The 8,556-nt window shown below is 38.2% G+C and carries 9 protein-coding genes; 7 read left to right on the plus strand and 2 right to left on the minus strand.

Annotated elements, in window-relative coordinates:
* Positions 1-17: 17 nt before the first annotated feature.
* Entirely contained in the window at positions 18-650 is a 633-nt protein-coding gene (locus CDG77_RS15120) for a helix-turn-helix transcriptional regulator (protein WP_094330178.1), read from the plus strand.
* A 159-nt stretch (positions 651-809) separates the two neighbouring features.
* Here the strand turns inward: CDG77_RS15120 and CDG77_RS15125 are convergent, their stop codons facing one another.
* Together CDG77_RS15125 and holA are read right to left on the minus strand one after the other, a co-directional pair.
* Positions 810-1,292 (minus strand): DUF4168 domain-containing protein, encoded by a 483-nt coding sequence (locus CDG77_RS15125; protein ID WP_094330179.1) that lies wholly within the window; start codon positions 1,290-1,292, stop codon positions 810-812.
* A gap of 109 nt (positions 1,293-1,401) precedes the next feature.
* Entirely contained in the window at positions 1,402-2,391 is a 990-nt protein-coding gene (gene holA / locus CDG77_RS15130; protein WP_094330180.1) for a DNA polymerase III subunit delta, read from the minus strand.
* A gap of 166 nt (positions 2,392-2,557) precedes the next feature.
* Between holA and CDG77_RS15135 the strand changes: the two genes are divergently transcribed.
* The 6 genes from CDG77_RS15135 to pstB all read left to right on the plus strand — a co-directional run bounded on the left by CDG77_RS15135 (position 2,558) and on the right by pstB (position 8,420).
* Complete coding sequence (locus tag CDG77_RS15135) at positions 2,558-3,346, plus strand: DUF1868 domain-containing protein (RefSeq protein ID WP_190233983.1); 789 nt, start codon at positions 2,558-2,560, stop codon at positions 3,344-3,346.
* Between the two features lie 355 nt (positions 3,347-3,701).
* The gene (locus tag CDG77_RS15140; RefSeq protein WP_094330181.1) at positions 3,702-4,034 is read left to right on the plus strand and encodes a hypothetical protein; all 333 of its coding nucleotides are present in this window, start codon (positions 3,702-3,704) and stop codon (positions 4,032-4,034) included.
* Positions 4,035-4,362: 328 nt separating this feature from the next.
* A complete protein-coding gene (pstS, locus tag CDG77_RS15145; RefSeq protein WP_094330182.1) occupies positions 4,363-5,406 on the plus strand; it encodes a phosphate ABC transporter substrate-binding protein PstS in 1,044 nt (347 codons plus the stop codon).
* Between the two features lie 176 nt (positions 5,407-5,582).
* Positions 5,583-6,560, plus strand: a complete 978-nt coding sequence (pstC, locus tag CDG77_RS15150) for a phosphate ABC transporter permease subunit PstC (RefSeq protein WP_094330183.1) — start codon at positions 5,583-5,585, stop codon at positions 6,558-6,560.
* 72 nt (positions 6,561-6,632) lie between these two features.
* Positions 6,633-7,514, plus strand: coding sequence for a phosphate ABC transporter permease PstA (pstA, locus tag CDG77_RS15155; RefSeq protein WP_094330184.1), 882 nt, complete (start codon positions 6,633-6,635; stop codon positions 7,512-7,514).
* 126 nt (positions 7,515-7,640) lie between these two features.
* Positions 7,641-8,420 carry a phosphate ABC transporter ATP-binding protein PstB gene (pstB, locus tag CDG77_RS15160; protein WP_094330185.1) on the plus strand — a complete coding sequence of 260 codons (780 nt, stop codon included), beginning with the start codon at positions 7,641-7,643 and terminating at the stop codon, positions 8,418-8,420.
* Positions 8,421-8,556: the final 136 nt, after the last annotated feature.

An 8,556-nucleotide genomic window follows, 5' to 3' on the forward strand; every position in this document is an offset into this window, starting at 1 on the left:
TACATTAAATACTTCCTATGAGCGCCAAAACAAAAATAGTAGCAGAACTGCAACAGCCAGATAGTATTGACTTACATAACTCGAAGCGAGTTAATTTTTTACAAGAAGTAATTGAAGGCTTAGAAGACGGTATATTAATATTAAGCCAAACTGGTGAAATAGTTCATACGAATGCATCTGCTAATCGCCTTTGTTCTCAATTCAATCAAGGCAATTTCAACCAGAGTTTTGTACCGTCAGCTATCTGGAGTATTTGTAAATTATTACTCAGTAGTAAGTATTTATTTTCCGATAAACTTTTGATTCTGTCGGATGAAATTGTCCTTGATAAGTCAAATGTTTTTCGGATTAGAGTGAGACTACTAGATTTAGACGGGTTTGAAAAGCCTTGTTTATTAGTGACCATAGAAAACCAATGTGAGTCAGTGAAAAATGTAGCACTCACTGAAGTACAAAAATTTGACCTCACGCCGCGAGAAGCTGAAATTTGGTTTCTCTATCGAAGCAACTATAGCTACAAAGAAATTGCTATAAAGCTTTACATCACCATAAACACTGTGAAGAAGCACATGAAAAATATTCACACCAAGCGACAATCAAACCTATCTGATATATTGACCGATGGGATCGCGATAAAAATTGCTTTATAAAATGCAATAGGTTAATAAGTAATAACCTCTTATCCACAAAGAAGCATTTTTTGAATCCATCCTTGCAGTTTTTTGTAGATAATCAATAACTAGCCCTTGCTTTCATACAGGGGTAGTTATTTTAAACTTAATCCTATCTAATTTATATACAAGTTTGAACTAAGGAGAATCAGGACTTTTTTGTAACCGTAATAAGGTGTTATAGACCTGCTGTTTCAAGATATCGTTATTTTGTAGCTCTATAGTAATTTTGTTGAACTGATCGATGCTCAAACCATTATCTTGGACAATTTTTTGAGAACGATTACAGTAATTTACTGCGATATCTTGAGCCTTTCTAGGAAGACCAGTTATGCTGTTAGAATCGTTACAAACAATTTTGGGAATTTCTCCATTGCCAATAAGTTTTTTAATTTCTTCAAAGGCATTTTGACGGGCTGGTTCCATTGTTAGCACGGCTTGAGCGTAGCTGTTGATTTGAGTATTGTTAGCTATTGGTGGTGGAGTTTGACTATAAACTTTTGAACTCAATGAAAAAGCGTTAGAAATCACACTTGCAGTCGCGATCGCGCCAAAAAAAAATGATTGGCAAAGGATTCGTTTTCGGCTAGATTGGGAAAATAAATCAGAAATTTTCTTCATATAGTATGTGACACAAAACTACATCAGGGATATTATAAGGACTTTGAATTATTTTCGGAGTTGGAAGTTCCAGCAACTGCTCAATACATCAAGTTTTTATATTTGATTGTCAACTTCCTCGGCAGACTTGACAAAGTTCGATGACTTTAGTCTGAAATGTTGACATTTCTGATGCTCCTTGCTTAAGGCTGACTTCTAACTCCAATAGTAGAGGGAAACAAGAGATTAGCTGTTGCACAGAAAGCAGTTTTATTTCTTGCTGGAGGAAGTATATCCGTTTGGGATTACCGATATCAGCAGCAAGAGCGATCGCTTGTTGATTGCGCTCACCACTTTCTATCATAATCTTGACCCATAGCCAGGTGCGAAATTGTCCAATCAGTGTGGCAACTATCCGTAATCCTGGCTCGGAAGCATCGATCAAATCTGCTAAGGTTGTCAAAGCTTTCGCTGTATCTCCCGTTCTGATTGCTGCTGCTAATTGTAAGCTATTTTGAGTAGTATTTCTTACTAACTTTGTAACAGTATCTACGTCTAAAGGCTTGTTGCTACCTTGGGCATATAACCGCAATTTCTCTATTTCATTGTAGAGTAATCGTGTATCATTTCCAACGGATTCCGCCAACAGTTGGGCAGTATTGGCAGTTAATTTCACGCCCATAGTCTGGGCTGCTTGATTAACAGATTGCACCAGTAATTCTGTTTTCCAAGGGGGAATGAGGGGAAATTCTCGGAATTCAGTAGCAAATTGCTTTAACAATTTCGTGGATTTGAGGCGTTCATCTGGCTTGTTGCGGCTGGTAAGTAATAAAAATGAGTTTTCGGGAATTACAGGTAGCGATCGCACCAGTTCCGCTAAGACGTTCTCTGGACAGTGCTGACACAGAGTAGTATTTATCAGCCATACCAAGCGCCCACCACCGCCAAAAGTGGGTGTCATCACCTGATTTAACCCCTGGATAGCAGCATCAGCTTGATCTGGGGTGAATGCAGTGTAATTAAAACTTATCCAGTCGGGATCGAGGACGCGATCGCGCAAAAGGGCGATCGCCTTTTCTATAGCAAAATCATCCTCACCCCAGTAAACATAAATTGGCATAGATAAACCTCAATTGGGCATTAGGAAAGAATTCTTATAATTTTTCACTCCTAACTCCCTTATCCTTCAATCATCACACCCAAAAACTAAATACTTTTGAAATCATTCTGTTAATCGGGGTAATTTTCCCTAAAATCTATCAAGTGAGAGCGTGAGGCTATAAAGATTGGACGACAACTATCAAACTTACTTAAATCGGTTAGCACGACTGACCCTGCCAGAAGCCTACAGATCCCAAGCCCAGCATATTCAGGAATCTTATAAATTTCAGCAACATTCTGGCTTGAGACAAGCAGCGTCCTTTCCTGGCTATACGCTAATTACCCCGCCGGCAGGAGAAGAATCAGACAACTCTGCTTTCTATGCCAAATTACAGACTTACCAACAGGAACTTTTACAGTTGCCTGTAAACCGTGATTTGATTGTACCTCTACCTCCTGCTAGCTTTCATCTGACTTTAGCGGATTTAATTTGGGACAGTGCTTACCTTGACGCATACGAAAAAAATCCCAAATTTGACGAGGAATTACACTCTCGTTTAGCTGAAATATTTCAGCAATATCAACAATTGATGACAAATAGGAGTCATCCGATTAAATGGCAAATGTTGGGACTGATACTGATGCCAAGAGCTATAGCCGTTTGTTTAGTACCCCAAGATGAACGCTGCTACGAGGAAATTATTAAATTTCGCCGAACAATTTATCAAAATCCCAAGTTAATTGCTTTGGGTATTGAGCAGCATTATCATTTCACAGCCCATGTTACATTAGCTTATTTTGGGGAGGTTTCATCTGACTTAGACCGTACAAGTTTCAGCACAAAGCTTTCTCAATTGAATGAACAATGGCTGTTGAATTTGCCAGAATTCTCGATCGATCGTGTCGAGTTGCGAAAATTTGACAACATGACACACTATTATCGCGAACCAGACTGGCCGATTTTAGATTTTTAAGTCATTAGTTAGTAGTCAGTAGTTTCCAACCTCTGAAAACTGACTACTAATTATGAATTAAGCTGCTACGCAGCTTAATTGTATAATGCAAAACTAAGCAACTAATTTAGTATCAGCTATATTATGCCAGCAAAAAACTCTCTTTCTCAAGAATAGATTGTTCGAGTCTGTATCACAGCTAGAATAATTGTCAAATAAATTGCTAAATGAAGGTGGTCTTATTATTAAATGGGAGTGTCAGATTAAAAATAAAGGTAATGCTGTTTATTAAACTTAGCTGCATAACAGCTTATTTGGCATTGTACCAATTTTGATTATTGTCGTTCAAGCCAACCTACTATTCTTGTACTTAAATATGCCAAGACGTACAAATGATATGCGAAAACACATCATCACCGAACTATCTGATGAACAAGAGGCAATGCTTCCTTTCTATAGAGACAAGTGGCGATCGATACAAATATCAACTGAATCAATTCAGCAAGAAAAAGTCGCAGAGGTAATCGCGATCGCCCTTGTAAGTTGTCTTTTGATGCAGAAAATCTGCTCCATGCTGAAGGGGAGCCTGCTCTTAAATTTGCTGATGGCTATAGTGTCTATGCTCGCCACAGAAGACATCCCTCTGAAGAATATCGTGAGCGATATTATGAGGAACAAGATCCTGATTTCGTGTAAATGCACAGCCTAACCACGAATGATTTAGGATTGCTACTTAATTTAAGTTACTCACCGATAAACACAGATTTTTATCCCTTCTCTACTGAAGTTACATTCCTTAAACTTTGTGATTGAATCATTTTTAGTTATTTAAAACAAATTTAATTATTTTGCGATTGTATTTTTATTCAACTAATCTAATCAATCAAATATCAATAAGCAAAAAACATTTTAAATCAAGAGTTAAGCGGATCTTAATTATTTTTTTATCAATTGTTAAATAAAGTTTAACCATAAAAAATGTAACTTGATTAAGGCTGTAATTACAGCAGCAAGATATTCCTTTAATCACAGGTAATATGATTTTTTCGACCACCATCTTGAATCGTGTCGTTGCTACTTCATTGGTGACAACTTCTGTTGCACTGAGTCCATTTTTTGGTGCGATCGCACAAGCTGAAACTCTCAATGGTGCAGGAGCAACTTTTCCGGCTCCGCTTTACGAACGGTATGCTCGTGAAGTTAAGAAGAAATATCCAGACTTGAAAATTAACTATCAAGCAATTGGTAGTGGCGGCGGTATTCGTCAAGTTATCGCTGGAACCGTTGACTTTGGTGGTAGTGATGCTGCAATGAAAGATGATGAAATCGCTAAAGTCAAGAATGGTGCAATCTTAGTACCCACAGCAGGAGGTGCTGTTTCTGTTGTTTACAATCTTCCGGGCGTTAACGATCTTAAATTGTCCCGCGCTACATTACCAGCAATTTATTCAGGTCAAATCACCAAATGGAATGATGCGAAAATTAAAGCTGATAATCCAGGTGCTAATCTACCAAATCAAACAATTAAATTTGCTGTTCGCGCCGATGGTAGCGGTACAACTTTCATTTTTACTAATCACTTGAGTACCATTAGCGGTTATTTTAAAGGTAGAGTTGGAGCTAACACCGCTCCAAAATGGAATTTGCCAAATGTCCTCAAAGGCAAAGGGAATCCAGGCGTAGCTGCTATAGTAGCTCGTACTCCTGGTTCTATTGGTTATGTTGAATATGCCTACGCTGTCAAAAATAATCTCAAATCAGCATTGGTACAAAATAAGAGAGGAGAATTTGTTGCTCCTTCTTTAGAATCTGCAAATGCAGCTTTGTCAACTGTCACTTTTCCAGATAACTACCGCGTTTTTGTAGGAGATCCTGGACAAGGTTATCCCATTGTCGGCCTTACTTGGATGATGGTTTACAAACAATATGCTAATGCTGCTAAAGCTGATGCAATTAAGAAATGGATTAATTGGGTATTGAAAGAGGGTCAACAATATAACGATGATCTCAACTACACCAAAATTCCATCGGATGTGACAAATCGGGTGCTTCAAACAGTAAACAGTTCAGTCAAACCTTAATTTGTCATCTTTAACACTTACCTAAAAGAGATCCCCTACCACCTTTAAAAAAGAGGCTTTTAAGATTCTCTCTTAAGAAAGGAAATAGAGGGATAATCTTACTAATTTCCTTTCCTACTAGAGTGAGTTAATAACTTGCTCTAGTACTAAGAAAAAATTTATTTTCTTGATTTGTAATGGCAAATTTATCAGATGATTCAAATCTAGGTGATGAAAGTTTCAATCTAACTGAAATAAGTGGCACAAATTTCTGGTTTGACCAAGGTTTTACACGGCTAGTATACTTTTTTGCCGTTATTACTGTTGCAGTTTTATTTTTGATGAGTTGGGTAATTTTACATGAAGCTCTACCAGCCATCAAGCAGTTTGGAGTGGGGTTTTTGTGGGGCCAAAATTGGGATACGGGTAATCAGATTTTTGGAGCATTACCCTATATTTATGGAACTTTGGTAAGTAGTGCGATCGCTATTTTATTTGCTGTCCCAGTGGGAATGGCAGTAGCCTTAGTCACCAGTGAAAATTTCTTACCTACATCGCTGCGAACCATCCTAGCATTTGTTGTTGAATTAATTGCAGCAATTCCTAGTGTAATTATTGGTTTATGGGCAATTTTTGTCTTTATTCCAGTTCTAGAACCTCTACAAAAGTGGCTAGCCAGCAATTTAAAATGGATACCACTGTTTAATACAGAAGATCCTTCTGGGACTAATATATTGACTGCTGGAGTTATTCTCGCCATCATGATTTTGCCCACAATGGCAGCAATTAGTCGTGATGTCTTAATGGCTATCCCTAAAGAATTACGTAGTGCATCTATGGCTTTGGGTAGCACTCGTTGGGAAACAATTTTTCGAGTCTTACTACCATCTGGGTTTTCTGGAATAGTGAGTGCAGCCATGCTTGCTTTAGGACGAGCTTTAGGTGAAACAATGGCCGTCACTATGGTGATTGGTAACTCTGCTCAAATTAGTGCTTCTTTACTCGATCCAGCTTATACAATTCCCTCTGTATTAGCTAATGAATTTGCTGAAGCTGAACCGGGATTGCATATCGGTGCTTTAAGCTATTTGGCATTGATTTTATTTGGGTTGACTCTAGCTGTAAATATTGGAGCTGTACTCTTGGTGAAGTGGGTTGGTAGGAAAAATAAATAATCCCATCTCACTTTTAAATTATTACAAATACCTCAGCATACAAGATATTTATCAATCAAAGTTTGTAAAAATATGAGTGGTTATATCCAGTCAGAAACTGATGAATCTCTGGCGAGAGAATTATGCAGTCCTCTGCCAACAGAACGAGTAATGTTTACTTATATGATGAATGCGATCGCTTTTGGTTTTACAGGTCTAGCACTCATTCCTTTATTATCAATTTTGTGGGAAATTTTCGTTCGGGGAATATCTGGACTCAAATCAGATATGTTTGTCAAAGCAGTGATTGACAACGGCTTTGGCAATGCCATTCTGGGAACCATAATCATGGTGATAATTGGTGCTATTTTTAGCATTCCTACAGGGATAATGACAGGAATTTTCTTGGCGGAATTTGGTCAAACCAACCCAATCACTAGTATTGTTCGTTTTATTGCCAGCATCCTTACAGGTGTGCCTTCCATTGTTGTAGGCGTATTTGCTTATGGTGTAATAGTTTTGCTTACTAAAGGATTTAGTGCGATCGCAGGTGGTTTTGCTTTAGCCGTAATTATGCTACCTGTAATTATACTAACAACAGAAGAATCCTTAAAACTGATTCCCACATCTCAACGCCTTGCCTCTGCTGCTTTAGGCGGAACTCGCTTCCAAACTACTTTTCGCATTGTTTTAACTACTGCAATTCCCGGAATTACTACAGGAATTTTATTAGCTGTAGCTCGTGCTGCTGGTGAAACAGCACCCTTAATTTTTACTGCTTTATTTAGTCTAGATTGGTCAGAAGGATTGTTAAGTCCAACAGCTTCTTTACCAGTATTAATTTTTAACCTCTACAACGACCCCGACCCACAAAAAAGTCAATTAGTGTGGACTACTTCTATAGTTCTAATCGGCTTAATTTTAGGTGTCAGTATTATTTCTCGCTTAGTTATTAGGCAGAAAAGACTAAAGTAAAATAAATAATTTTTTGTATTGTTTTCTATGTTGGCAAAGTATGATATTAAAATGGTAAGCCGCCAGCGATCAAGGCTTATTCTATATGCCTTAATTACGAATTACGAATTACGAATTACGAATTGCATGAGTAACCTAATTCCAGCTATCAAAGTTAAAAATATCAGCTTTTACTATGGCACAATCAAAGCAATTGAAAAGGTGTCAATAGATATTTACCAAAACAAAATAACCGCAATTATTGGCCCTAGTGGTTGTGGCAAATCTACCTTCATCAAAATTCTTAATCGCATTAGCGAATTAGAAGGGCCCGTAAAAGTTGAAGGAGATGTAGAATTTTTTGGTCAAAATATTTATGCTCCTCGTGTCAACATCAATCGATTACGCCGCCAAATTGGTATGGTGTTTCAAAAACCGAATCCTTTCCCAATAAACATTTACGAGAACGTTGCCTACGGGATGAGAATCGTAGGTAGATATTCAAAATTTGAATTAGATGAAATTGTTGAATCTGCACTTCACTGTGCTGCTCTTTGGGATGAAGTCAAAGATAAGCTCGATAAATCAGCTTTAGGGCTTTCTGGTGGTCAGCAACAAAGATTATGTATTGCCCGTGCTTTAGCAGTCAAGCCGAAGGTTCTCCTGATGGACGAGCCTTGTTCTGCTCTTGACCCCATCGCCACCATGAAAGTTGAGGAACTACTCCACAGTTTACAGTCTGAGTTGACGATCGCGATCGTTACCCACAATATGCAGCAAGCCGCTCGTGTTTCTGATTTTACGGCTTTCTTTAGCACCGATGAAAGTCGGATTGGTCAAATGGTTGAATTTGGCGCTACAGAGCAAATCTTTAACAACCCACTAGACCCTCGAACCCAAGACTATATTTCAGGGCGTTTTGGTTAAGGTACGTTCTAGGATGACTGATTGATTTTTGTCGAACTATCTGGTACTAAAGGATACTCTTGATACTCCCCACCGCGTAGGCGGATGGGGATTCTTAAGCAATCCAGAAACGGATTCTCAAAGGTGCTATCAATGC

This window comes from Nostoc sp. 'Peltigera membranacea cyanobiont' 213 (genome assembly GCF_002245975.1).
Classification (GTDB): Bacteria; Cyanobacteriota; Cyanobacteriia; order Cyanobacteriales; family Nostocaceae; genus Nostoc.

Bases quoted from the DNA above. Each gene is read 5' to 3' on its own strand.
- pstA (WP_094330184.1), top strand. From the start codon at position 6,633: ATGAGTGGTTATATCCAGTCAGAAACTGATGAATCTCTGGCGAGAGAA.
- CDG77_RS15140 (WP_094330181.1), top strand. From the start codon at position 3,702: ATGCCAAGACGTACAAATGATATGCGAAAACACATCATCACCGAACTA.
- pstS (WP_094330182.1), top strand. From the start codon at position 4,363: ATGATTTTTTCGACCACCATCTTGAATCGTGTCGTTGCTACTTCATTG.
- CDG77_RS15125 (WP_094330179.1), bottom strand. From the start codon at position 1,292: ATGAAGAAAATTTCTGATTTATTTTCCCAATCTAGCCGAAAACGAATC.
- holA (WP_094330180.1), bottom strand. From the start codon at position 2,391: ATGCCAATTTATGTTTACTGGGGTGAGGATGATTTTGCTATAGAAAAG.
- pstB (WP_094330185.1), top strand. From the start codon at position 7,641: ATGAGTAACCTAATTCCAGCTATCAAAGTTAAAAATATCAGCTTTTAC.
- pstC (WP_094330183.1), top strand. From the start codon at position 5,583: ATGGCAAATTTATCAGATGATTCAAATCTAGGTGATGAAAGTTTCAAT.
- CDG77_RS15120 (WP_094330178.1), top strand. From the start codon at position 18: ATGAGCGCCAAAACAAAAATAGTAGCAGAACTGCAACAGCCAGATAGT.